The sequence below is a fragment of the Microbispora sp. NPDC049125 genome (assembly GCF_040802045.1).
In the GTDB taxonomy this organism is placed as follows: Bacteria; Actinomycetota; Actinomycetes; order Streptosporangiales; family Streptosporangiaceae; genus Microbispora.
This window is the reverse complement of the sequence record NZ_JBEZDW010000011.1, coordinates 32,006-56,116: the sequence shown is the minus strand read 5'-3', so window position 1 is coordinate 56,116 and position 24,111 is coordinate 32,006. Positions and strand designations below refer to the sequence as shown.

The window sequence follows — 24,111 nt, the reverse complement described above, 5'->3', positions numbered from 1 at the left end:
CCGGGCATTCCCCGCCGTGTCCGGCCGCCGTATCCGTGGAGGCCGTGGACGACGGAGCGGGCTCCACGGCTGGACGCGTCCGGCCGTGGAGCCCGCTCCGTAGATCAGCTGCAGCCGCTGGTGCTGCCGCAGCCTTCGCAGACGTAGCAGCTTCCCGCCGGGCGCATCTTGGTGCCGCAGGTCATGCACAGCGGGGCGTCCGCCGTACGGCCCTGGTGGCTCTCCAGAGACGCGCCGGCCGCGCGGCGCGGCTCGGGGACCTCGACCGGCTTCGACCGGTCCTCGACCTGCCTGTCCTCGGTGGCCCGGTCCTCGATCGGCGCCGACTGGGCCAGCGCCGCGGTGTCCACGACCTCCTGGAGGGCGCCCGGGTCCTCCCCGCGCTGCTGCGCGGACCGCTCGGAGGCCGAGAAGATGCCCAGCGCCGCCCGGTCCTCGTACGGGAGGTAGTCGAGCGCCAGCCGCCGGAAGATGTAGTCCATCACGGACTGCGCCATCCGGACGTCGGGGTCGTCGGTCATGCCGGCCGGCTCGAACCGCATGTTGACGAACTTCTGGACGTAGGTGTCCAGCGGCACGCCGTACTGCAGGCCGATCGAGATGGCCACGGAGAACGCGTCCATGACGCCCGCGAGGGTCGAGCCCTGCTTGGACATCTTCAGGAAGACCTCACCCAGGCCATCGTCGGGGTACGACGAGGCCGTCATGTAGCCCTTCGCCCCGCCGACGGAGAAGCGGGTGGTGAGGCTGGGCCGCTGGGCCGGCATCCGGCGGCGGGTCGGGCGGGCGACCTCCACGACCTTGACGGCCTGCTCGGCGGGCTCGGCCTTCTCCCCCGGAGTGCTCTTGGACGCCGACAGCGGCTGACCGACCTTGCAGTTGTCGCGGTAGACGGCGAGCGCCTTGAGGCCGAGCTTCCAGCCCTCCAGGTAGACCTGCTCGATCTCCTCGACGGTGGCCGACTCGGGCAGGTTGACCGTCTTGGAGATCGCGCCGGACAGGAACGGCTGGGTGGCCGCCATCATCCGGACGTGGCCCATCGGGGCGATGGCCCGCTCGCCCATCGCGCAGTCGAACACCTCGTAGTGCTCGGGCCGCAGGCCGGGGGCGTCGACCACGTGCCCGTGCTGGGCGATGTACTCGACGATCGCCTCGACCTGCTCCTCCTGGTAGCCGAGCTGCCGCAGGGCCCGCGGGATCGTCTGGTTGACGATCTGCATGGAGCCGCCGCCGACCAGCTTCTTGAACTTGACCAGCGCCAGGTCGGGCTCGATGCCGGTGGTGTCGCAGTCCATCATCAGGCCGATGGTGCCGGTGGGCGCGAGCAGGGAGGCCTGGGCGTTGCGGTAGCCGTGCTTGTCGCCGAGCCGCAGGCACTCCTGCCACTGCCGGGTGGCCTCGGCGTGCAGGGCCCTGTCCGTCTCGCCGAGGGTGCGCAGGTCGTCGTTGGCCGCCGCGTGCTTGCGCATGACCCGCTTGTGCGGCTCGGCGTTGCGCTGGTAGCCGTCGTACGGCCCGACGATGCCGGCCAGCTCCGCCGACCGGCGGTACGACACGGCGGTCATCAGCGAGGTGATCGCCCCGGCGACCGCGCGGCCGCCGTCGGAGTCGTACGCGTGTCCGGTCGCCATGAGCAGCGCGCCGAGGTTGGCGTAGCCGATGCCGAGCTGCCGGTACGCGCGGGTCGTCTCGGCGATCTTCTCGGTCGGGAAGTCGGCGAACGTGATGGAGACGTCCATCGCGGTGATGATCAGCTCGGTCAGCTTCACGAAGGACGCGACGTCGAAGGTGTCGTCGTCGCGCAGGAACTTCAGCAGGTTGATCGAGGCGAGGTTGCACGAGGAGTTGTCGAGGTGGAGGTACTCCGAGCACGGGTTGCTGGCCGTGATCCGCCCTGTCTCCGGGCAGGTGTGCCAGTTGTTGATCGTGTCGTCGTACTGCAGGCCGGGGTCGGCGCACTCCCAGGCGGCCTTGGCCATCTTGCGGAACAGCTCCCGCGCGTCGACCTCCTCGATGACCTCGCCGGTCAGCCGGCCCCGCAGCCCGAACCTGCCGCCCGCCTCGACCGTCCGCATGAACTCGTCGGAGACGCGGACCGAGTTGTTGGCGTTCTGGTACTGCACCGACACGATGTCCTTGCCGCCGAGATCCATGTCGAACCCGGCGTCGCGCAGCGCGCGGATCTTGTCCTCCTCGCGCGCCTTCGTCTCGATGAACTCCTCGATGTCGGGGTGGTCCACGTCCAGGACGACCATCTTCGCCGCCCTGCGGGTCGCGCCGCCCGACTTGATCGTGCCCGCCGACGCGTCGGCGCCGCGCATGAAGGACACCGGGCCGCTGGCCGTGCCACCGCTGGACAGCAGCTCCTTGGACGAGCGGATGCGGGAGAGGTTGACCCCCGAGCCCGAGCCGCCCTTGAAGATCACACCCTCTTCCTTGTACCAGTCGAGGATCGACTCCATCTGGTCGTCGACGGCGAGGATGAAACACGCGGAGACCTGCTGGGGGGACAGGGTGCCGACGTTGAACCACACCGGGGAGTTGAAGCTGAAGATCTGGTGGATCAGGGCGTGCTTGAGCTCGTGGTCGAAGATCTCGGCGTCCTCGTCGGAGGCGAAGTATCCGTGCTCGACGCCGGTGGTCGTGTAGACGCCGACGACCCGGTCGACGAGCTGCTTGAGGCTCCACTCACGCTGAGGGGTGCCGACCGCGCCCCGGAAGTACTTGGTCGTCACGATGTTGGCCGCGTTGACCGACCAGAACTCGGGGAACTCCACGCCGTGCTGCTCGAAGTTCACCGAGCCGTCGCGCCAGTTGGTCATCACGACGTCGCGCCGCTCCCAGCGGACGTCGTCGTACGGGTGGACCCCCGGAGTGGTGAAGATCCGCTTCATCTTCAGGCCCTTGCGCGGGCGCCTGCCCCCCCGGCCTCCGGCGCCCGGCGCCGTCCCGCTGACGGTCTCCGTCATGACTTCCCCCTCACAGGCCCCCGGTGGGAGCCCCTTCGCCTTGATCCACGCTCTGTATGACCACGCCGCCCCTCACGTGCGACGGCGGTGCCCTGCTCGCCCTGCTGTCTGCTTCACTGCTCGGCCGGCTGTCCGGCCCGCTGCTCGGTCGCCCCGGCGCGGGCCGCTCGCAGCTGCTCGATCTCCACCTCGAAGTCGGCCAATGTCTCGAACCCCCGGTAAACCGACGCGAAGCGCAGGTACGCCACCTCGTCGAGCTCCCGGAGCGGGCCCAGGATGGCCAGCCCCACCTCGTGCGAGGGAATCTCCGCCGCCCCGGTCCCCCGGATGCTCTCCTCCACGCGCTGCCCGAGCTGCGCGAGGGAGTCCTCGCCGACCGGACGCCCCTGGCAGGCGCGCCGCACTCCGGCGACGACCTTCTCCCGCGAGAACGGCTCGGTGACGCCGCTGCGCTTGCTCACCATCAGCAGGACGGTCTCCTGCGTGGTGAACCTGCGCCCGCAGGCGGGACAGGTGCGCCGGCGGCGGATCGCCCCTCCGTCGTCGGTCGACCGGCTGTCCACGACACGCGTGTCCGGATGACGACAGAACGGACAGTGCATGCCATCGCCTCCCTGAACGCACACCGTGTAAACACAAGCTGTGGGGAACTTACACCCATGTGACTACTAGATGTTGTGGTCCAACCGTAGGAGTGCCCGTCCTTGAACGCAAGTCGAACGGGGGGTGGCCCCGGAAGTCGCTGCTCACCCGGCGTGTCGCGGCGCCGCCGCACGGGCGGTGCCCAAGGGGCCGGAGTGACGTGAAAGGGAAGCGCCGGCCAGCGATTGTGACACGGCCCGGCCGCCTGCCCGGCATGGACGCCGTGAGATGCGGTGGATCAGGGGCCCGGCTCGTCATCCGGCGATCCCGAGGACTCCGCCGCGGGGACACCGAGGACGGACAGGAACGCCGCGGCGGCCGGGGAGGGAGGGAAGCGGCTCCAGATGAGGTGCTCCATGCGGGCGGCGGCGTCGCGAAGCCGCAGGACGCGCAGACCGGGGAGCCCGGACACGAAGGCGCCGGGGAGCATCCCGATCCCCAGGCCGTGCCGGATCAGGCGGGTCAGCAAGTCGGCGGTCGTGACCTCGAAGGCGACCTCGCGCCGCACTCCGGCCGCCGCGAAGGCCGCGTCCGAGTGGGCCCGGCCCGCCGTGCCCGCCGGGAAGTCGACGAAGGTCTCCTCCGCCAGCCGGTGCAGGTCCACGTGTTCCCGTCCCGCCAGCGGATGGTCCAGCGCCACCACGGCGACGAGGTCACCGCGCGCCAGTTCGCGGCCGCGGACGCCCTGAGGCCGCACGCCCAGTGGAAGCCCCAGGAAGGCGACGTCCAAGGTGCCCTGCCGCACCCGTTCGACCAGCTCCTCGCTGGGGCTCGTCCGGAGGCTGATCCGTACCTCCCGATGGCGCAGGTGGAACTGTTCGAGCACGGCGGGGAGATCGACCGCGGCGACGGTGGAGATGGCTCCGACGGCGAGCCGGCCTCGGATCTCCCCGGCGGTGGCGGCCACCTCGGCGCGGGCCCGCTCCGCGGCGTCGAGAGCCTGGCGGGCCGCGGGGAGAAACGCCTCGCCGGCCGGGGTCAGCCGGACGCGGCGGCTGGTGCGCTCGAAGAGCTTGGCCCCCAGCTCACGTTCCAGCCGGGCGATCTGATGGCTCAGCGCGGACTGGACGACCAGGCACTGCTCGGCCGCGCGGGTGAAGTTGCTCGTCTCCGCGACGGCGACGACATAGCGCATCTGCTGAAGCTCCACGAATCAATCGTGATGCACGATCGTTCGGATGACAAACATGCGTTGGACTCATTGATCGTCCATCACCGAGGCTGGACGCATGACAGCGACGACACTTCACCCGGCCCGCGGCATGCGGCGCGGGGTGCTCCTGCTCATGTCGGTGGCGACCGGGCTGGCGGTCGCGGGCAACTACTTCACCCAGCCGTTGCTTGACCTGATCGGCCGGGAGCTGAGGCTCGGCCCGTCGCTGGCCGCCCTGACGGTGACGGCCGCGCAGGGCGGGTACGCGCTGGGGCTGATCCTGCTGGTGCCGCTCGGCGACCTCGTGGAGCGGCGGCGGCTGGCGGTGTCGCTCTACGCGGCGACCGTGGTGTTTCTGCTGATGTCGGCCACCGCCCCCAACGGCACGGTGCTCATGGTCAGCACGGCCCTGACCGCGCTGACCTCCGTGGGAGCGCAAGTGGTGGTGCCGTTCGCGGTGACGCTGGCGGCGCCGGCCGAGCGTGGCCGGGTGGTCGGCACGGTGATGACCGGGCTGTTGTTCGGCGCGTTGCTGGCGCGCACCGCGTCCGGAGCGCTGTCCGAGCTGGGCGGATGGCGGACCGTCTACTGGGTCGACGCCGGCCTGATGGCACTGATGGCCGTGCTGCTGCGTGTCTTCCTGCCCCGGCTCGGCGGCGACGGCGGGCGCCTGTCCTACCCCGGCCTGCTGCGCTCGACGGTGGCGATGTTCCGGTACGAGCCGCTGCTGCGGTGGCGGGCGGGGATCGCCGCCCTGAGCCTGGCTTCGTTCAACGTGCTGTGGACGGCGCTGACCTTCCTGCTGGTGCGGCCGCCGTACGGCTGGACGGAGTCGGCCATCGGCCTGTTCGGCCTGGTCGGCGCCGCCGGCGCGCTGACCGGCACGGTGACGGGGCGGCTGGCCGACCGCGGGCGCGTGCAGATCGTGACCGGCGCCGGAACGGTCCTGCTGGTGGCGTCGTGGCCGGCGATCGCCGCCGGGGCGCACTCGCTGGTCTGGCTGTTCGCCGGCGTGATCGTGCTGGACCTGGCGCACAAGGCGGTGCTCAACAGCAACCAGAACGTCCTCTACGCGCTCCGGCCCGAGGCCCGCAACCGGATCAACTCCGCCTTCATGACCTCCTTCTTCGCCGGCGGCGCGGTGGGCTCCGCGCTGACTTCGGTGGCCTGGGTGCACGGCGGCTGGGCCGGCGTGTGCGTCCTCGGCGCCGCCTTCTCGGCGGGGACCGTCGCGCTGTGGGCCATGGAACGCGTCACCGTCAACCGGGCGGCGGGCAGGCCCGCCAAGACCTGCGACCCGATTCCGGTCCGCATCCCCACCACCACGGGAGATTGAGCGTGTCACGCACCGTACTGATCACCGGAGCCACCGGAACCGTGTCCACCGCGCTGATGGACGCGCTGAGCGGGGCCGATGTGGACCTTCGCGCTCTCGTCCGCGACAAGTCCAAGGCGGACGGCCCGGCTGGAAAGGGCGCCGAGGTCTTCGTCGGCGACCTCGGCGACCCCCGGTCCCTGCCTCCCGCCTTCGAGGGTGTGCGGGACGTGTGGCTGCTCACCCCGAACGACCCGCGCGCCCCGGAGAACTCCATGAACGCCCTGTGGGCCGCACGCCAGGCCGGCGTGGAGCGCGTCGTGCGCCTGTCCGTCGTCGGCGCGGCACACGACGCGCCCAACCGCAGCGGCAGGCTGCACGCGCTGTCGGACCGGGAGCTCGAAGTGTGCGGCATGCGCTGGACGATCCTGCGTCCGCACTGGTTCATGCAGAACCTGCTGAACGAGGCGGGCGACATCGCCGCCACCGGCACGTTCTCGCTGAACATGGCCTCGGCGCGGATCGGCATGATCGACGCCCGCGACATCGCCGAGTGCGCCGCCCGTGTGCTCCTCGACGGCCCGGATCGCCACCACGGCGCGACGTACACCCTCACCGGCCCGCGCTCGCTGACGTTCGGCGAGGTCGCCGGCCGACTGGGCCTCGCCCTCGGCAGGCCGGTCACGTACCTGCCGGTCGGCGACGACACCAGGCGCACGGCGCTGCTCGGCCACGGCGCTCCACGATGGATCGCCGACATGCTTGAGGAGTACGCGCAGGCGTACGCCTCCGGCTGGGGAGACTTCACCACCGGCACGGTCGCCGGCCTTCTCGGCCGCCCCCCGCGCGACGTCGTCGAATTCGCCCGCGACCACGCCGCGGCGTTCACCTCGGGCGGCGGCTGAAACCACGATGCGCCGGTCGGCCGCGGGATCGGCGCACCTCGGCGACGACGCTTCACCGGCTCCGCCCTCGACGGACTTGAGCGCCGATCGGGCGCCGGCGATCTCACGAACGCGCCTCTCCGCTTTTCTGTCGCTTTTCGGCGGCATTTCTGAGCTGGGCCGACACCACTTGACGAAGATCGGGAAATCGAACACGATGTCGATCGAACTCACGTACGATGTGGGCGGATGACAGGCGGTTGCGATTTCCGGTGGAAATCGAACAATTGTTTGATGATGATCTTTAATCGCGGTACGGTCGCTCTGAGCGACCTGAGGAACACGGATTGAGAGGTGGCATCGTGAGTGACCGAAGTGAGCAGGCGGAGGCCGTCGGCGACCTCGCGGTTCGCAGGCGCGACTCGCTTGGTCTCACCCCGAGGCAGCGCAAGATCCTGGAAGTGATCCGCGACTCGGTCCAGCAGCGCGGCTATCCGCCGTCGATGCGGGAGATCGGGGAGGCGGTCCAGCTGACCAGCACCTCCAGCGTGTCGCATCAGCTCACCGCACTGCAACGCAAGGGCTACCTCCGCCGTGACCCGCACAGGCCGCGCGCTCTGGAGGTCCGGTTGCCGGGCGAGCCGGTGCTGTGGGTCGACCCGGACGCCACCGAGGAGGACAGCGGCTTCAACCGCCCCACCGCGGCGTACGTCCCGCTGGTCGGCCGCATCGCCGCCGGCGGCCCGATCCTCGCCGAACAGAGCATCGAGGACGTGTTCGCCCTGCCCAAGCAGCTCGTGGGCGAGGGCACGCTGTTCCTGCTCCAGGTGACCGGCGACTCGATGATCGAGGCCGCCATCGCCGACGGCGACTGGGTGGTCGTACGGCAGCAGCCGGTGGCCGACAACGGCGACATCGTCGCCGCCATGATCGACGGCGAGGCCACGGTCAAGACGTTCAAGCGCAAGGACGGGCACGTGTGGCTGGTGCCGCACAACCCGAACTACGAGCCGATCCCCGGTGACGAGGCCACCGTCCTGGGGAAGGTCACGGCCGTCCTGCGCAAGCTGTAGCGGCGATGCTCCGCGGCCACCGGTACGGCCGCCGCCGCGGAGCCGCCAAGCTACTCATTGCGGACGCAATAGGGTGAGTCGGGTGGATTTCGACTCGCTCACCCTTGACGCCGCCCGGACGCGTGACGGGATCAAGTGGGCCCACGCGGCTCCGGACGTGATCCCCGCGTGGGTCGCCGACATGGACTTCCCTACGCCGGACGCCGTGGTGGACGCCGTCACGCGGCGCCTGAAGACCGATCTCGGCTATCCCGCCTGGCTCGACATCCCGAACTGCCCTCCCCTCGCGGAGGCCTTCGCCGAGCGCATGGAGACCAGGTACGGCTGGCACGCCGACCCCGGCCACGTCCGGCCGTACACCGACGTCAACCAGGCCCTCCAGGTGCTGCTGGACGTCATGACCTCCCCCGGCGACGCCGTGGCGACGCACGTCCCCGCCTACGACCCCTTCCTCACCACGATCACCGGCATGGGGCGGCGTCTGCTGCCCATCCCGGTCGCCGCCGACGGCACGTTCCAGCTCCCCGCCGAGCCGGCCCCGGTGGTGCTCCTCGTCAACCCGCACAACCCGTCCGGCCGCTGCTTCACCCGGGCCGAGCTGGAGGCGGTGGCCGGGTACGCGGAGCGTCACGGCAGCCTGGTGATCGCCGACGAGATCCACGCCGAGCTGACGTACGCGCACGCGCGGCACATCCCGTTCGCCACGATCCTGCCCGGGCGCACGGTCACGCTCACCTCGGCCAGCAAGGCGTTCAACATGGGCGGTCTGCGCTGCGCGGTGGCCCACCTCGGCTCCAAGGCCGTCAGGGACGCCCTCGGCGGGCGGCCGCCCCACGTGTACGGCGCCCCGGGCGTCCTCGGGGTGGAGGCGACGATCGCCGCGTGGCGGGACGGCGGCCCGTGGCTGGAGGAGGTGCTGACGGTCCTCGACCGCAACCGGCGGATGGTGGCGGGGCGCCTGCCGTCCCGGATCGGCCACCGCACCCCGGAGGCCACCTATCTCGCCTGGCTGGACGTCGGAGTCCCGGACGCCGCCGGGTTCCTCCTGCGGGAGGCACGGGTGAAGCTCAACCCCGGGCCCATGTACGGGGGCGCGGACACCTGCGTCCGGCTCAACTTCGCCACGTCGGCGCCGATCCTGGAGGAGATCCTGACCAGGATCGGCGCCGCGATGGAGCGACGCCCCACGGCCGCCTGACCGCTCGGCATCGCACGGGCCGGCACGTCGCAGGCCCGCACTTCGGCGGCCTGCCGCCGGGCCGCCGGACCGCTGAGGCCGCTCCTCAGGTCCGCCGCTCAGGTCGCCGTGCAGGTCACCGAGGGCACAGAGTTGCCGCCGGTCAGCGTGCCCATGAAGCCGAACATGGTCGTGGCGTTCGGGGCGAGCGCGCCGTTGTAGTTGACGTTCCTGACCGTGATGTTCGCCCCGCTCGCGGACAGCGTGCCGTTCCAGAGCTGGGTGATGGTCTGACCGTCGGCGAACGTCCACCCGACCGTCCAGCCGGTGGTGGCCGCCGTGCCGGTGTTCTTGACCGTCACCTCGCCCTGGAAGCCACCCTGGTAGGAGCTGTTGATCCTGTAGGTGGCGGTGCAGCCCCGGTTCCCGGTCGGAGACGGGGACGGAGAGGGAGACGGAGAGGGAGACGGCGACGGCGACGGCGACGGAGAGGGAGAGGGAGAGGGAGAGGGAGAGGGAGACCCCGACGGAGACGGTGACGGCGACGGCGATCCAGACGGCGACGGCGACGGATTGCCACCTGTCGGCGGGATCAGGTACGGCTGCAGGATGCTCTGCTTGGCCTGATCGACCGTGGCCCAGTCGTCCTTCAGGATGCCGCCCGTGTCACCCGAGTTGGGATTCCACGACCAGTAGGTGAACGACATCCCGTTGACCCCGGTCCCGAGGTACTTCATGAGCTCGGTGAGCCAGATCCTGTCGGTGTTGCTCGCCAGCGTCGTGCCGAACTCGCCCATCATGATCGGGGCGATGTTCTGCTTGTAGAGGTACCCGAAGTACTTGTCCCAGATGGCGGGCATGTTCGCCGGGTAGGAGGGGTCGTCGAACCAGGCCTGGTGGTAAACCGATGTGGCGTACTCGTGGGGCGAGTAGACGAGCCGGTTGGCCACGTTGAGCCGGACCGGGTAGTCCTTCGCCTTGGACAGGTTGCCGCCCCACCAGCCGCAGTCCTCGTCGTTGCTGGTGTCGTTGTCCCAGACGTTGGACAGCCCGCCGCTCGGGCAGCTCACGCCCTCCACGAAGATCAGCCAGTTCGGCTGGACCGACAGGACCGCGTTGCCGGCCCGCTCGGCGGCCAGCCGCCAGTCACGGTTGACGTCGCCGCAGCCCCAGCAGGCACCGGTCGCCTGGGGGTTGGTGCCATCGGCGTGCGGCTCGTTGTGCAGGTCCGCGCCGATGACCGTGGGATTGCCCGCGTAGTGCTGGGCCATCGCCTTCCAGTCGGCGATCCAGGTGGCCTCGGACACCCCGGCGGTGTACCAGAGGGCCGACTGGCCGGCGCTGGTCGGCCGGTGCCGGTCGAGGATGATCCGCATCCCCTTCTGGCCCGCGTAGTCGACGACCTTGTCGAGGATCTGCATCGGTGACAGCCCGACGAGATCGGGATTGGAGTAGGTGTTGACGCTGGTGGCGACCGCGCCGGGCTTCACCGCGTCGTCCGACCACGGCACCCGGATGGTGTTGTACCCCAGGCGCGCCATCAGGTCGAGTTGGGCACGCCAGGGATTGTTCGCCCACAGACCGTGGAAGGTCTTGTTGTCGGTCTCCATGCCGAACCAGTTGATCCCGGTGAGGCGTACGGTCGCCCCGGTACTGTCGACGATCTTGTTCCCGCTGGTGTGCAGGTAACCCGTGCCGGTGCCGGCCGCGCTCGCCGGCGAGCCGGTGACCACGAGGGCCGTGGCCGCGATCGCGGCGACGGTCGTGAGCCCTCCGAGAAAACGTCTGGACAAGACGTGCCTCCCCTGCTGGGAGCACGCCGACGGAGAGCCGGATGGTCAGGCGCACGCCCCAGCGCCACCGCTCACGCGGTGGTTGGTCGCGGCATGCCCTGACCGCACGCCTCATCGATATGTCAGTCTTCGGCTCGGGCGTCATTGTGTCCGCTGGAGCGGACGGCCGTCAACGTCGGCTCACGGGACGATGTTGACGAGCTTCGGCGCTCGCACGATCACCTTGCGGGGCGCGCCGTCCAGGTACGGCCGGACCTTGTCGGAGGCCAGGGCCAGCGCCTCCAGGTCCGCATCGGAGATCTCCGGGGAGACCTCCAGCCGGTCGCGGACCTTGCCCGCGACCTGGACGACGGCCGTGACCGAGTCCTGGACCAGCAGGGCGGCCTCGGCGGACGGCCAACCGGCGCGTCCCACCGAAGGCGCGTGGCCCAGCCGCTCCCAGCCCTCCTCCGCCGTGTACGGCGCGACCAGCGACAGCATGATCGCCAGCGTCTCGGCGGCCTCCCGGACGGCGGGGTCGCCGGCGCCGGGGCCGGTGTCGATGGCCTTGCGGGCGGCGGAGGTCAGCTCCATCATGCGGGCCACCGCGACATTGAACCGGTAGCCCTCGACGAGGCGGGTGACCTCGTCGATGGTCCGGTGGGTGACCTTGCGAAGCTCCAGGTCGCCCGCCGAGAAGTCGGCGCCCGGGGCGGAGGCGGCACCCGCCTCGGTCATCACGCGGAACGCCCTGGCCAGGAACTTCTGCGACGCCGCAGGCGAGACGTCGGCCCAGTCGATGTCGTCCTCGGGCGGCCCGGCGAACACCATGGTCAGCCGTACGGCGTCGACGCCGAACGCGTCGATCTGCTCGCCGAGGTCGACGCCGTTGCCCAGCGACTTGGACATCGCCTTGCCCTGGTTGATCACCTGTCCCTGGTTGAGCAGGCGCATGAACGGTTCAGTGAAGTCGAGCATGCCCATGTCGTGCAGGACCTTGGTGAAGAACCGCGAGTACAGCAGGTGGAGCACGGCGTGCTCGACCCCGCCGACGTACTGGTCGATCGGGCCCCACTTGCGGACCCGCTCCACGTCGAACGGCCCGTCGGTGTACGACGGGTCGGTGTACCGCAGGAAGTACCACGACGAGTCGACGAACGTGTCCATGGTGTCGGTGTCCCGCTGCGCGGGGCCCGAGCACTTGGGGCAGCTGACGTTGACCCAGTCGGTGGCGGCGGCCAGCGGCGACACACCCTTGGGCTTCAGGTCGGCGCCGCGCAGGTCGGGCAGCGTGACCGGGAGCTGGTCGTCCGGTACGGGCACCTCACCGCAGTCGGGGCAGTGGATGATCGGGATGGGGGTGCCCCAGAACCGCTGCCGGGAAAGCAGCCAGTCGCGCAGCCGGTAGTTGACGGCCGCGGTGCCGGTCCCCCGCTCCTGCAGGACTTCGACGATCTTGGCGATGGCCTCGGTCTTGGTCAGCCCGTCCAGCGGCCCGGAGTTGACCAGCGTGCCCTCGCCAGGAGTGGCGACACCGGTCTCGCCCGGGTCGGCCAGGCCGGTGTGCACCACGACCTGCACCGGCAGGCCGAACTTCAGCGCGAAGTCGAGGTCGCGCTGGTCGTGGGCGGGCACCGCCATGATCGCACCGTGGCCGTAGTCGGACAGCACGTAGTCGGCCGCCCACACCGGCAGGCGCTCGCCGTTGACCGGGTTGATCGCGTAGGCGCCCAGGAAGACGCCCGTCTTGTCCTTCTCGGTCGACAGCCGCTCGATGTCGGAGAGCTTGGCGACCTCGGTCCGGTAGACGGCGAGGGCCTCGCGCTGCTCCGGGGCGACGAGCTCCTCCGCCAGCGGCGCGTCGGGGGCCACCACGAAGAACGTCGCGCCGTACAGCGTGTCGGGCCGTGTGGTGTAGACCGTGACCGGCTCGTCGCGGCCCTCGATCCGGAACCGGACGTCTGCGCCGGTGGAACGGCCGATCCAGTTGCGCTGCATCGTCAGCACGCGCTCCGGCCAGCCGCCCTCCAACTGCGCCATGTCCTCCAGCAGCCGGTCGGCGTAGTCCGTGATCTTGAAGTACCACTGGGTGAGCTCGCGCCGGACGACCTCGGCCCCGCACCGCTCGCACCGGCCGGCGACGACCTGCTCGTTGGCGAGCACCGTCTGGTCGACCGGGCACCAGTTGACCAGGCCGCCCTTGCGGTAGGCGAGACCCCGCTCGTAGAACCGGTTGAACAGCCACTGGTTCCACCGGTAGTACTCGGGGTCGCTGGTGTGCAGGCGTCGCGACCAGTCGAACGACACGCCGTAGCGCTTGAACGAGGTGGCCTGGGTGTCGATGTTCGCGTACGTCCACTCGGCGGGGTGGGCGTCACGCTTGATGGCGGCGTTCTCGGCGGGCAGGCCGAAGGAGTCCCACCCGATGGGGTGCAGGACGTTGTAGCCCTTCTGGAACCAGTAGCGCGCGACGACGTCGCCGATGGCGAAGACCTCGCCGTGACCCATGTGGAGGTCGCCGGAGGGGTAGGGGAACATGTCGAGCATGTACCTGCGCGGCCTGGTGTCCGCCTCGTCCTCCACGGCGGCGAAGGCGTTCAGCTCCTCCCATCGCGGCAGCCACTTGGCCTGCAGCGCCTGGGGGTCGTACACCGGCTCGTCCACTTTCTACTCCTCGCGGCTGGATCACACGAATCGGGGTGCCCGTCCACGACGAAGCCCCTCGCTATCACACGAGGGTGACCGGCGTCTCCGCGATCGGCTCGCCGGTGTCCAGGGACACCCGGCCCGAAGCAGGGTGGCGGCACGCGCGTCAAGCCTAGCGCAGGGTGGCAACCGGACGCCGACCGATCACGGGGCTGACGTCGCGAGTCAGACGACGATACGCGAGCGTGATAGTTCCGTTGTGACCGAGAATGTCCCTTTAGTTTACTGTCGTCGCCGTGGCCAACTCTTTCCCGCCGGCAGACCTGCCGATGCAGGACCCGCCCACCGACCCCACGGGCGAGCAGTTTCGCGGGGCATTCCCTGGTTTCGCTGCGGCGCCCCCCACGGCGCATGAGATCATGCCAGGCACCCCCAATCCGGGCATGAACTCGGGAGGTGCCGTGCCCTCGGACCACAGCGAACCCCAGCGAGCGACCTCCTGGCCGGAGGTCCCGCCGGCATGGCCTGAGGTCCCCACGGCCTCCTCCTTCACTCCCACCGTCCGCTCCTTCGTGGAGGCGGCGCCCACGCTGGACCCCGCGACGGGCCCCACGCTGGACCCCATGACCGGCCCTATGACGGGACCCATGGCCAACCCCATGACCGGCCCCATGACCGGCCCCATGACCGGCCCCATGACCGGCCCCATGACGGGACCTGGCATGACCGGGGCCGCGCCGGGCGCCGCGTTCGGCATGGCACCCCAGCCCGTCCACGCACAGGCCATGCCGCAAGCGCCCGTGCACCTGCACCAGCCGATGCCGCACGCCCAGCCCATGCCGCAGGCATCCACGCACGCCATGCCGCAGGCGTCCGCACAGGCCATGCCGCAGGCGCCCGCGCACCCGCACCAGCCGATGCCGCACGCCCAGCCCATGCCGGAACCCGCGCCGCAGCCCCAAGCAGCGCCGGGCCCGCAGGGATACGCGCAGCCGCAGGGATACGCCCCGCCGCAGGGATACGCGCAACAGCAGGGGTACGCGCAGCCGCAGTCCCCGCCGCGCGCCGACGACCCCTTCAAGCCGTTCGTCACGGCGGGGCAGATCAGCGGCCCGAAGACGCCGCCCGCGCACCGGCAGCAGGAGCTGTGGAACACCGTCTTCGGGGAGAACTACCGCGCGATCGACGAGTACGAGGAGGAGCCCGGCAGGCCGTTCTGGCTGTACGCCCTCATCGTCTCGGTGGTCGTGGCGCTCGTCGGCGCCCTGGTATGGGCGTTCCTCGCCGGGCCGCTCAGCTCCAGCGGCAAGACCGACCCCTCGGCCGCCCCGGAGTCCTCCACGCCGCCCTCCTCCTCGGCCCCCACCACCAGGCCGCAGTCGCAGTTCCCGGCCCTGCCGACGTACAAGGGCACCCCTTCACCCGTGAACGGCGTGGTGACCGACCAGGCCGCCGGCATCAAGCTGCCCCGGCTCGGCGGCCCGTGGAAGGCCGACACCGACACCCAGAGCATCCGGTCGACGTACGGCTTCGCCACCCGCCAGTACGTCTCCGCCGGGATGACGACGCGGGGGAAGCCGGAGTTCGCGCAGGTCATGTCGGGGCCGCTGCAGAAGCAGCTCGCGGTGAAGTACACCTCGCCCGACAAGCTGGGGCCGGTCATCAGCGCGGTCATGTACCAGGCGCGGCAGTCCCTGTTCCCCAAGGGCAACAAGGTGACCAAGACCGCGCAGCAGCGCCTGTCCCGCAACGGGCTCACCGGCCTGCTGGCGGCGTACAAGGTCACCGCCGACAAGGAGGAGACCACGGTCGTCGTGGCGGCGATGAACACCGGCGGCGACGTTCCCGCCATCGTGTACATGGCGGTGCCGGCGCTGAAGGACGATCTGCTTCCCGACATCACCACCGTCTTCCGCTCGATCCGTCCCGCCGCAGGCTGACCCCCGCCGGAGCGCACGGGCCGCCTCATCACGACGGGTCGCCGACGCCTGCCGAGGGCCGGGTGGCGGCTTTTTCGCCCGGCCCTCGGTGTCCCACGAGCGGCCGGGCGCGCCTCATCGAGCACTTCGCCCGGCTCGCAGCCGCCCGCCCGCAGTGGCAAAGCTCACAGCGGTTCACCACGGGTTGTGGTGGCGTTCGTGTGGACGGTGACGGACACGTCTGTCCCGGCATCTGGCCGTGACCACGGCGTCCGACCCACATACCGACTGGTCGGTGCGGACGTTCGGCGCCGCAGACCGCGAGGGCGCCGCTGTTGACGGCGCGCGGAGCCGCATTGACGACACCCCATATGCGGCGAATGGCATAGTCCGATATCAACAGGACACTCCCGTCTCCCCTATTAAGGGACACGGATCATTCCATACGACCCGTCCATCGGGAAATCGCTCCGTAATAACGGGATTCGGCTCGTGCCGAACTCCCGCCCCAGGCCGCACCCTCCCACGCCAGGCCGTACAGGCCGTGCGAAACGGATACCTCCCACCCGCAACGCTCGAATGCGTCAGCTAACAAATGCCCGATATCAATCGTGCACAAAGGCGTCAAGGCGTTGATCGGGCCCTTTTTTCATGAAATACACATATCTGTCAGAGCGAACGTCAAGGAGGAAACCTTCGTGAAATTCCCCCCCACCGCAGGACGGGTGAACCGCTTCGCCCGCCTCGCGACCGCGCTCGGTGCCGGCCTCTTCCTCGCCGCCCTCGGCGGCACCAGCACCGCCGCCGCGCAGGACCCCGGGAAGGACAACCGCACGGAGGCCATCGAGCCTGGCGGCGCGGTGCCCGGCGGCTTCGCGTCCTGGAAGGATCTCCTCGCCACCCAGGAGCGGCTCGTCCGCGCCGCGGACCGGATCTCCGCCACGGCACAGCAGGACGCCCGCAGCGGCTACGCCGGCATCGTCCTCGCACCCGAGAAGAGCGAGCTGCGCGTCTACTGGAAGGGCCAGGCGCCCAAGTCCGTCAACGGCCTCATCAGTGAGCTGCGCGGCGACGTCGCCGTGAGCCTGCTGCCCGCACGCCACTCGGCGCGCGAGCTCGCGACCGTGACGTCGCGGATCGCCAAGAGGGCGGGCAGCGCGATCACCTCCATCGCCGCCCGTCCCGACGGCTCGGGGCTCACGGTGACCGGTCTCGACGTGGGCAGGGCCCGCTCGGCGGTCTCCAGCGAGACCGTTCCCATCACCGTGGAAGCCGGCGTCAGCCCGTCGCTGGCCACCCGCTGGAACGACTCTCCTCCGTGGTGGGGAGGCGGCGCCTGGCGCAACGCCAGCACCGGCGGCGGCTGCTCCACCGGCTTCGCCGTGTCGTACGGCGGATCCAGCAAGATCCTGTCGGCGGGTCACTGCGGCGACGTGGGCCAGACCGCCACGGACCCCACCGGTGAGGTCATCGGCGGCATCACCTCCGACAACAACGGCCTCGACGTGCTGCTGATCAACACGTCCGCCGCGGGCCGGGTCTTCAACAACCCCGTCGGCAGCGTCGCCACCGAGTACAGCAACCCGGTGATCGGGACCACCAGCAGCTACGTCGGCATGTACGTCTGCACCTCCGGCGCGTACTCCGGCACCGACTGCAACATCCAGGTCCAGCAGACCGGCGTGACCATCAACGTCGGCTACCTGATCAGCGGCGTCGTCCGGGCCGAGCAGCTCGCCCACACCAACGCCGTCGGCCAGGGCGACAGCGGCGGCTCGGTGGAGGTCGTCAACTCCGCCAACACCAGCCAGGTGTACGCCGCCGGCGTCAACACCGCCATCGACTCCAGCACCTCCGTCCCGTGCACCGGCTACGTGACCACCGGCCGGATCTGCGCCTGGCGGATGTACTACTCGCCGTGGAGCAACGCGACCGCGGCGTTCCCGGGCATCTCCATCATCACCGGTTAAACGATCAACGGTTAGGCCTGAGCCTCCCGGCTCGGCGTCGAGCGGGGCCGGTGCGACGCACCGGCCCCGCCTCAGCGCGTCACGACCCTACGCTTGCGACAGGCGAGCGGCCCCGCCAGGCGGGGCACGCTCCGGCAGGAAGGTGGCCGACATGGACCGGCTTCATGACCTGAGCGGGGGCCCGGCGGCCGCCGTGGACGGCGTACCCGGCCCCGCCATGGGCGCCGTCCTCGGCGCGGCCGTACGCGGGGCCCGCGGCCTGCTGGGGGCGGTGGTCTTCGGATGCCTCCTCGCCGCCGTGACCGCCTGCGCCTCGCCCGGTCCGGGCGGCGACGCCCCCGCCCCCACCGGCGGCGCCGGCTCCGGCGGCGACCAGGTGGAGCTGGCCGCGGCGGCCGACCGGATCGACGCCACCCTGCGCAGGAGCTTCCCCGACCACTACGCGGGCGTCGTGTTCGACCCGTCCGGACGTGGGCTGATCGTCTACCGGCGGCCGTCCGCCGCGCTCGACGCCGCACTCCGGACAGCGTTCGCCGCAATCCCCGTGGAGGTGCGGAACGCGCCACACGCGGCCCGGGAGCTGAACGCCCTGGCCGGACACGTGCGGGGTGACGTCGATCACTGGCGGCGGCGGGGGATCACCATCACCTCGGTCGCCGTGCGCCCCGACGGCACCCGCGTCGAGGTGGGCACGACCGACGTCGCCAAGGCGGCGTCCGCGCTGCGCGGACGGTACGGCCCGGCGCCTCTGAGCGTCGTCGGGGAGGCCGGCCCGACCCTCATCCCGGGCGACGGCTGACCGATCCGGATGCCGCCCGCCGTGTCAGAACTCGCAGGTCATGTGCTTGGTGCCGTTGATGAAGCTGGAGAACAGCCGCTTCGGCTCGCCGGCCTCGATCTGCGGGACCCGGCGCAGCAGCTCACGGAACATGACCGTGATCTCGCGGCGGGCGAGATGGGCGCCGAGGCAGAAGTGCGGCCCCGGGCCGCCGAACCCGACGTGCGGGTTGGGGTCGCGGAGGATGTCGAACCGGAGGGAGTCGGGGAAGACCCTCTCGTCGCGGTTGGCCGACCAGTAGTACAGCAGGACCTTCTCGTCCTTGCGGTACTGGTTGCCGTTCATGACGTGGTCGCGGGTGACCTTGCGGCGCATGTAGTTGACCGGTGAGGCCAGCCGCACGATCTCCTCGACCGCTCCGGGCGCCCGCCCGTCGACGTCCTCCAGCCACAGCCGCTTCTGGCCGGGGTTGAGCGTCAGCAGGCGCATGCCGTACGAGATGGCGTTGCGGGTGGTCTCGTTCCCGGCGACGACGAGCAGGATGAAGAACGAGCCGAGCTCCTGCCCGGTGAGCTGCTCGCCGTCGATGTTGGCGTTGACGAGCGACGAGGTCAGGTCGTCCGTCGGGTTGCCCACCCGGTGGGCGGCGAGGTCCTGGACGAGCTGCTGCAGCTCCATCCCGGCCGTGAGCACGGCGGTGGCGATGTCCTCTCCGGCGCTGACGTACTCGGTGTCCGAGGCGCCGAGGATGACGTTGGATCGGTCGAAGACGAACCCGTAGTCGCGCTCCGGGATGCCCATCATGTCGCAGATGATCTTCAGGGGCAGCCGGGCGGCCACCTCGGTGACGAAGTCGCAGCCGCTCCCCTTCTCCAGCAGATCGTCCACGATCCGCGTGGCGGCCACCTCGACGTCGCGCTCGAACTGCTTGATCATCTTCGGAGTGAAGGCCCGTGAGACGATCCGCCGCAGGCGCGCGTGGCGGGGGTCGTCCATGTTGATCATCGAGCCGAAGTACTCGGTGAACTCGGCGGGCATGTCGACGATGTTCGTCGCGCCGCCGCTCCCCGAGCTGAAGACCTCCGGGTTGCGGCTGGCCTCCAGGATGTCCGCGTGCCGGACGAGCGCGTGATAGCCGAGGCCCTTGGGTCCGTCGATGAACGGCACCTCCGGCTCGGCGAAGAAGGCCGGGGTGTCGAGGGCGCGCAGGAGCCGGAACGCGTGCTCCCGCTCCTGCGGGGGCCGTGCCCAGAAGTCCCAGTCAGACAGGTCGATGTCCGCCGGCGATCCGATGGGGCTGCGCTCCGCGGGCCGCGTCATGGTCGGTCCTCTCGAGGGATTAGAACCTTATTCGGTTAAATTCTGCCACAGCATCCCGCAGTGTGGTCATCTCGCAGCACGGTGACCGGCCGTCCAAGACGCGTCAAGGTGGGCAAAGGGATCATTCCACGGAGCAGGGCCACCCATTACGCTGAGGCACCTACCGGTTGGTATGTTCGTGGCCCGAGGGCCCGGTGAGGAGCGGCAGATGCTCAACCTGTCCGTCGTGCTGGAGGACAGCGCCAGGGAGAACCCGGATGGCACCGCCGTCGTCTTCGGCGACCTCCGCCTGCCGTACTCACTCGTGAACACCGTCGCCAACCAGGTGGCGAACCTGCTGGTGTCGCGGGGCATCGGCAGGGGCGACAAGGTGGCCCTGTCCTGCCCCAACCTGCCGTACTTCCCCTTCGTCTACTTCGGCATCCTCAAGGCGGGGGCGACGGTCGTCCCGCTCAACGTGCTCCTCCAAGCCCGCGAGATCGCCTACCACCTGGAGGACTCCCAGGCCAGGGCGCTGTTCTGCTTCGAAGGGTCGCCGGAGCTGCCGCTGGGCGAGCGGGGCCGCGCGGGGTTCGACCAGGTGGACGGCGCTGAGCACCTCATCGTGCTGCCCGCCGCCGCGTCCGCCACCGAGTCGCCGTACGGCGAGACGCTGTGGGCGGCCCTCGACGGCGTCTCCGGCGAGTTCGAGACCGTGCAGACGTCGGCCGAGGACACCGCGGTCATCCTGTACACCAGCGGCACGACCGGCCGGCCGAAGGGCGCCGAGCTCAGCCACCAGAACATGCTGATGAACGCCATGATCAGCGACGAGATGTTCCCCCGGCAGGACAAGGACGTCTACCTCGCGGCGCTGCCGTTGTTCCACTCCTTCGGGCAGACCGTGATCATGAACGCCGGGTTCCGGCGCCGCGCCGCCCTGGTGCTGATGCCGAGATTCGAGCCGGTCGAGGCGTTGACGCTGATGGGCCGGGAGAACGTCACGCTGTTCGCCGGGGTGCCGACGATGTACTGGGCGCTGCTCACGGCGGTGCACAACGGGGCGGGGGCGGCGCCGGCGAGCCTGGTCACCGCCGCCGCCGGAGGCTCGGCGCTGCCGGTCGAGGTGCTCAAGGACTTCTCCGCCACGTTCGGCGTCGGCGTCCTGGAGGGCTACGGCCTGTCGGAGACCTCCCCGGTGGCCTCGTTCAACCAGATCGGCAGGCCGGCCAAGGCCGGATCCATCGGCACGCCCGTCTGGGGCGTCGAGATGAAGCTCATCGACGACGACTGGAACACGGCCGGGGAGTTCGGTGAGATCGCCATCCGGGGCCACAACATCATGAAGGGCTACCACAACAGGCCCGAGGACACGGCGCAGGTCATGAGGGACGGCTGGTTCCGCACCGGCGACATCGCCAGGCGCGACGAGGACGGCTACTACTACATCGTCGACCGCGCCAAGGACATGATCATCCGGGGCGGCTTCAACGTCTACCCCCGGGAGATCGAGGAGGTTCTCCTGACGCATCCGGCGGTGTCGCTCGCCGCGGTCGTCGGAGTGCCCCACGAGTCGCACGGCGAGGAGGTCAAGGCGTACGTCATCCGCCACGCGGACGCCGCCGTCACGGAGGAGGACCTGGTGGCGTGGTGCCGCGAGACGATGGCGGGCCACAAGTACCCGCGGATCGTCGAGTTCCGCGACTCCCTGCCGATGACCGCCACCGGGAAGATCCTCAAGCGCGAGCTGCGCTGAGCCGGCCCGCCCGTCCCCGCCGTGCGGCGGGGACGGGCGGGACCCCGGTCACGGCCAGTCGAGCGAGGGGCGCAGGGGCACATGGGCCGAGGCCTGCGCGTCGAGCTTCACGCCGAGCACCTGGTGGAGCTGCACCTTGTTGCGCTCGAAGCCGACCACGCATCCGGCCATGTAGAGCCGCCAGACCCTGGCGGTGCCGCGGCCGACCTCCTGGACCGCCTCGTCCCAGTGGGCGTCGAGGTTGGCGCACCACTCGCGGAGGGTCAGCGCGTAGTGCTCGCGCAGGTTCTCCTCATGGCGGATCTCGAAGCCGATGTCCTCCATCTCGCGGACGAGGTGGCCGACCGACTCCAGCTCGCCGTCGGGGAAGACGTACCGGTTGATGAACCCGCCCTTGTTGAAGGTCTTCTCCTTGCCCGTCGGGCGGGTGATGCAGTGGTTGAGCAGCCGCCCGCCCGGCTTGAGCTTGCCGTACAGGAACGAGAAGTACGACGGGAGCTGGTCCTTGCCGATGTGCTCGGTGAGGCCGATCGAGCTGATCCGGTCGAAGCCGGTCTCCGGAACGTCGCGGTAGTCCATGTGGCGGACCTCGGCGAGCTCGGACAGGCCCGCCTCGGCGATCGCCTTCTGCGCCCACTCGGCCTGCTGCCGCGACAGGGTCACGCCGAGGGCCTTGACGCCGTACTCCCGGGCGGCGTGCATGACCATGCCGCCCCAGCCGCAGCCGACGTCGAGCAGCCGCATGCCCGGCTCCAGGCCGAGCTTCTTGGCCACCAGGTCGAACTTGGCGAACTGCGCCTCCTCCAGCGTGGCGTCCTGCGACGGGAAGACGGCGCAGGTGTAGGCCATGGAGGGGCCGAGGACCCACTCGTAGAAGCGGTTGGAGACGTCGTAGTGGTGGTGGATCGCCTCGGCGTCGCGCTGCTTGGCGTGGCGGCTGCCCAGCCGGGCCAGCGCGCTGCGCCGGACCTCCTGCGGCGGCGGCGGAACCCGCATCAGCAGCGGCTTGGTCCCGAGCGCGCGGATCGCGGCGATCTTCTCGCTGAGCGGCAGGTCGTTGAGCGTCAGGGACCACATGCGGTCGAGCAGGGTGTACATGTCCCCGTGGACATCGAGATGTCCTGAGATGTACGCCCGCGCGAGCCCCATTTCGCCGGGCGCCTGGGCGAGGTAGGCCACCGCGATGGGTGTCTTCACCTCGATCCGGATGTCCGCGTCTTCCGGGCCCGCCTTGCTGCCGTCATAGGCGACCAGCTGGACGCCCGCGTCAGGACCCACGATCTTCTCGAAGATCTCCGCAAGAGTCATTGCACCTCTCCCGACATGCTTGACGCCTACCTACCCCGGACGCACTTGTCGTACAGGTCGAGCAGCCGGCCGCCCGGGTCGTACGAGCGCTTCACCGGCCAGTAGGCATCCCCGTTGTAAAGCCGCCAGAACTCCTCACGTCCGTAATAGGACGTGGAGTACAGCGACTTGTGGCCGTCGAGCGCGTGGACCGCCCGCTCGATCAGCCGGTTGTGGTACCCGTCGAACTGGCCGCGCGGCAACGGCACCATTCCCCAGAAGCCGAAGTTGACATAGAGGCGCCCCGGCTCCAGGGGGTAGAGCGACCACTCCCCGCTCGCCTTGAGCGGGCACATCCAGACCGGGGCCATCCCGACCTGGTCGTGGAAGAAGTCGAGGAACTCGGCCCCCCGCTCGACCGGCACCTCCACGTCCTGGATCACCGACTCCTGCACCGGGTTGTCGCGCCACCGGTCGAAGCGCGCCGTCAGGCCGTACCGCTGGTCGAGGCCGACCAGCTTGCGGTAGACGTCGGAGCGCAGCCAGCGGCGCGGCAGGACCGAGCGGACCAGCGGCTGCTGCACGCCGAAGGCGCGCGAGCACCAGAACCAGTCGGTGTCCCAGCGCCACAGGTAGTCGCGGATGCTCAGCCAGTCGCGGGTCCGGCTGCGGATCGACTGGTAGTAGATCCGCATGCCGGTGTAGTCGGAGGCGTAGGGCGCCTTGTCGGCGAACGTCCCGACGGTGACGTACATCTCGCCGGGCGCGAAGTAGGTGCCGTCGACGAAGTCCACGGGCTCGCCGTCGTGCTCGCGGCTCTCGCAGATCTCCTGCATGGCCAGCATGCACTTGTCGGCGTCGGTGAACCGCAGGTGGGTCAGGCGGACGAACGGCTTGACGCGGGCCAGCTTGATGCGGATCCGCAGCGCGTAGCCCAGCGTGCCGTAGGAGTTCGGGAAGGAGTGGAACAGGTCGGCGTACTCGTTGTCGGCCCGCGCCACCACGATCCGCCCGTCACCGGTGAGGATCTCCAGCTCCTCCACCGACTCGTGCGGCAGCCCGTCCTTGAAGCTGGTCGACTCGATGCCGAGACCGGTGACGGCGCCGCCGAGGGTGATCGTCTTGAGCTGCGGCACGACGAAGGGCATGAGCCCGTACGGCAGCGTCGCGTCAACCAGGTTCTCGTACGTGGTCATGCCCTGGACCTCGGCCGTCATGGTCGCCGGGTCCACCTGGATCACCTGGTCCAGGTCGCGGGCGGACAGCGTGGCCGTCTTGGCAGGCGTGCGGAAGCGGAACAGGTTCGTCGTGGCCTTGCCCAGCCGAGGCGCCGCGTCCTCGGGAATGGCCGCGTACGACTCTCTGATCTGCTCGACAGCCTTCCTATGGGCGGTCATACTGGCCGTGCGCTCTGGCATGACACCACCCCCATGGATCGTAGAGATCGCCTCTAGGCACGCTATCCCCGGAG

16 protein-coding genes are annotated in these 24,111 nt (G+C 70.1%); 8 read left to right on the top strand and 8 right to left on the bottom strand.

Annotated elements, in window-relative coordinates; all coding sequences use genetic code 11:
• Nucleotides 1-104: 104 nt before the first annotated feature.
• The 3 genes from AB0B72_RS15375 to AB0B72_RS15365 all read right to left on the bottom strand — a co-directional run bounded on the left by AB0B72_RS15375 (nucleotide 105) and on the right by AB0B72_RS15365 (nucleotide 4,761).
• Nucleotides 105-2,969: a vitamin B12-dependent ribonucleotide reductase gene (locus AB0B72_RS15375; protein ID WP_367739376.1), complete on the bottom strand. Its 2,865-nt coding sequence runs from the start codon at nucleotides 2,967-2,969 to the stop codon at nucleotides 105-107.
• Nucleotides 2,970-3,082: 113 nt separating this feature from the next.
• Nucleotides 3,083-3,571: a transcriptional regulator NrdR gene (gene nrdR, locus AB0B72_RS15370; RefSeq protein ID WP_367739375.1), complete on the bottom strand. Its 489-nt coding sequence runs from the start codon at nucleotides 3,569-3,571 to the stop codon at nucleotides 3,083-3,085.
• Between the two features lie 278 nt (nucleotides 3,572-3,849).
• Nucleotides 3,850-4,761 (bottom strand): LysR substrate-binding domain-containing protein, encoded by a 912-nt coding sequence (locus tag AB0B72_RS15365; protein ID WP_367739374.1) that lies wholly within the window; start codon nucleotides 4,759-4,761, stop codon nucleotides 3,850-3,852.
• Nucleotides 4,762-4,840: 79 nt separating this feature from the next.
• On the opposite strand from AB0B72_RS15365, the gene AB0B72_RS15360 reads away from it, so the two are divergent.
• The 4 genes from AB0B72_RS15360 to AB0B72_RS15345 all read left to right on the top strand — a co-directional run bounded on the left by AB0B72_RS15360 (nucleotide 4,841) and on the right by AB0B72_RS15345 (nucleotide 9,234).
• Nucleotides 4,841-6,100, top strand: coding sequence for an MFS transporter (locus tag AB0B72_RS15360; protein ID WP_367739373.1), 1,260 nt, complete (start codon nucleotides 4,841-4,843; stop codon nucleotides 6,098-6,100).
• A 2-nt stretch (nucleotides 6,101-6,102) separates the two neighbouring features.
• On the top strand, nucleotides 6,103-6,984 hold the full coding sequence (locus AB0B72_RS15355; RefSeq protein WP_367739372.1) for an SDR family oxidoreductase: 882 nt from the start codon (nucleotides 6,103-6,105) through the stop codon (nucleotides 6,982-6,984).
• Between the two features lie 338 nt (nucleotides 6,985-7,322).
• The gene (lexA, locus tag AB0B72_RS15350) at nucleotides 7,323-8,036 is read left to right on the top strand and encodes a transcriptional repressor LexA (RefSeq protein WP_367739492.1); all 714 of its coding nucleotides are present in this window, start codon (nucleotides 7,323-7,325) and stop codon (nucleotides 8,034-8,036) included.
• 82 nt (nucleotides 8,037-8,118) lie between these two features.
• Nucleotides 8,119-9,234: a MalY/PatB family protein gene (locus AB0B72_RS15345; protein ID WP_367739371.1), complete on the top strand. Its 1,116-nt coding sequence runs from the start codon at nucleotides 8,119-8,121 to the stop codon at nucleotides 9,232-9,234.
• 98 nt (nucleotides 9,235-9,332) lie between these two features.
• Here the strand turns inward: AB0B72_RS15345 and AB0B72_RS15340 are convergent, their stop codons facing one another.
• Both AB0B72_RS15340 and leuS read right to left on the bottom strand, forming a co-directional pair.
• Nucleotides 9,333-11,006 (bottom strand): cellulase family glycosylhydrolase, encoded by a 1,674-nt coding sequence (locus tag AB0B72_RS15340; RefSeq protein WP_367739370.1) that lies wholly within the window; start codon nucleotides 11,004-11,006, stop codon nucleotides 9,333-9,335.
• A gap of 180 nt (nucleotides 11,007-11,186) precedes the next feature.
• Nucleotides 11,187-13,649, bottom strand: coding sequence for a leucine--tRNA ligase (gene leuS / locus AB0B72_RS15335; protein ID WP_367739369.1), 2,463 nt, complete (start codon nucleotides 13,647-13,649; stop codon nucleotides 11,187-11,189).
• Nucleotides 13,650-14,092: 443 nt separating this feature from the next.
• On the opposite strand from leuS, the gene AB0B72_RS15330 reads away from it, so the two are divergent.
• The 3 genes from AB0B72_RS15330 (at nucleotide 14,093) to AB0B72_RS15320 (ending at nucleotide 18,319) form a co-directional block, all read left to right on the top strand.
• Nucleotides 14,093-15,571 (top strand): hypothetical protein, encoded by a 1,479-nt coding sequence (locus AB0B72_RS15330; protein ID WP_367739368.1) that lies wholly within the window; start codon nucleotides 14,093-14,095, stop codon nucleotides 15,569-15,571.
• 677 nt (nucleotides 15,572-16,248) lie between these two features.
• The gene (locus tag AB0B72_RS15325; protein WP_367739367.1) at nucleotides 16,249-17,520 is read left to right on the top strand and encodes a hypothetical protein; all 1,272 of its coding nucleotides are present in this window, start codon (nucleotides 16,249-16,251) and stop codon (nucleotides 17,518-17,520) included.
• Between the two features lie 151 nt (nucleotides 17,521-17,671).
• On the top strand, nucleotides 17,672-18,319 hold the full coding sequence (locus AB0B72_RS15320; RefSeq protein WP_367739366.1) for a hypothetical protein: 648 nt from the start codon (nucleotides 17,672-17,674) through the stop codon (nucleotides 18,317-18,319).
• A 24-nt stretch (nucleotides 18,320-18,343) separates the two neighbouring features.
• On the opposite strand, the gene AB0B72_RS15315 is transcribed toward AB0B72_RS15320, so the two are convergent.
• Nucleotides 18,344-19,618: a cytochrome P450 gene (locus AB0B72_RS15315; protein WP_367739365.1), complete on the bottom strand. Its 1,275-nt coding sequence runs from the start codon at nucleotides 19,616-19,618 to the stop codon at nucleotides 18,344-18,346.
• Between the two features lie 208 nt (nucleotides 19,619-19,826).
• Here AB0B72_RS15315 and AB0B72_RS15310 point away from each other — a divergent pair, with 208 nt between their 5' ends.
• On the top strand, nucleotides 19,827-21,353 hold the full coding sequence (locus AB0B72_RS15310) for a long-chain fatty acid--CoA ligase (protein WP_367739364.1): 1,527 nt from the start codon (nucleotides 19,827-19,829) through the stop codon (nucleotides 21,351-21,353).
• Between the two features lie 48 nt (nucleotides 21,354-21,401).
• Here AB0B72_RS15310 and AB0B72_RS15305 read toward each other — a convergent pair whose 3' ends face one another.
• Together AB0B72_RS15305 and AB0B72_RS15300 are read right to left on the bottom strand one after the other, a co-directional pair.
• Nucleotides 21,402-22,661, bottom strand: a complete 1,260-nt coding sequence (locus AB0B72_RS15305) for a class I SAM-dependent methyltransferase (RefSeq protein ID WP_367739363.1) — start codon at nucleotides 22,659-22,661, stop codon at nucleotides 21,402-21,404.
• A gap of 26 nt (nucleotides 22,662-22,687) precedes the next feature.
• Nucleotides 22,688-24,058 (bottom strand): FAD-binding protein, encoded by a 1,371-nt coding sequence (locus AB0B72_RS15300; protein ID WP_367739362.1) that lies wholly within the window; start codon nucleotides 24,056-24,058, stop codon nucleotides 22,688-22,690.
• Between the last annotated feature and the right edge of the window lie 53 nt (nucleotides 24,059-24,111).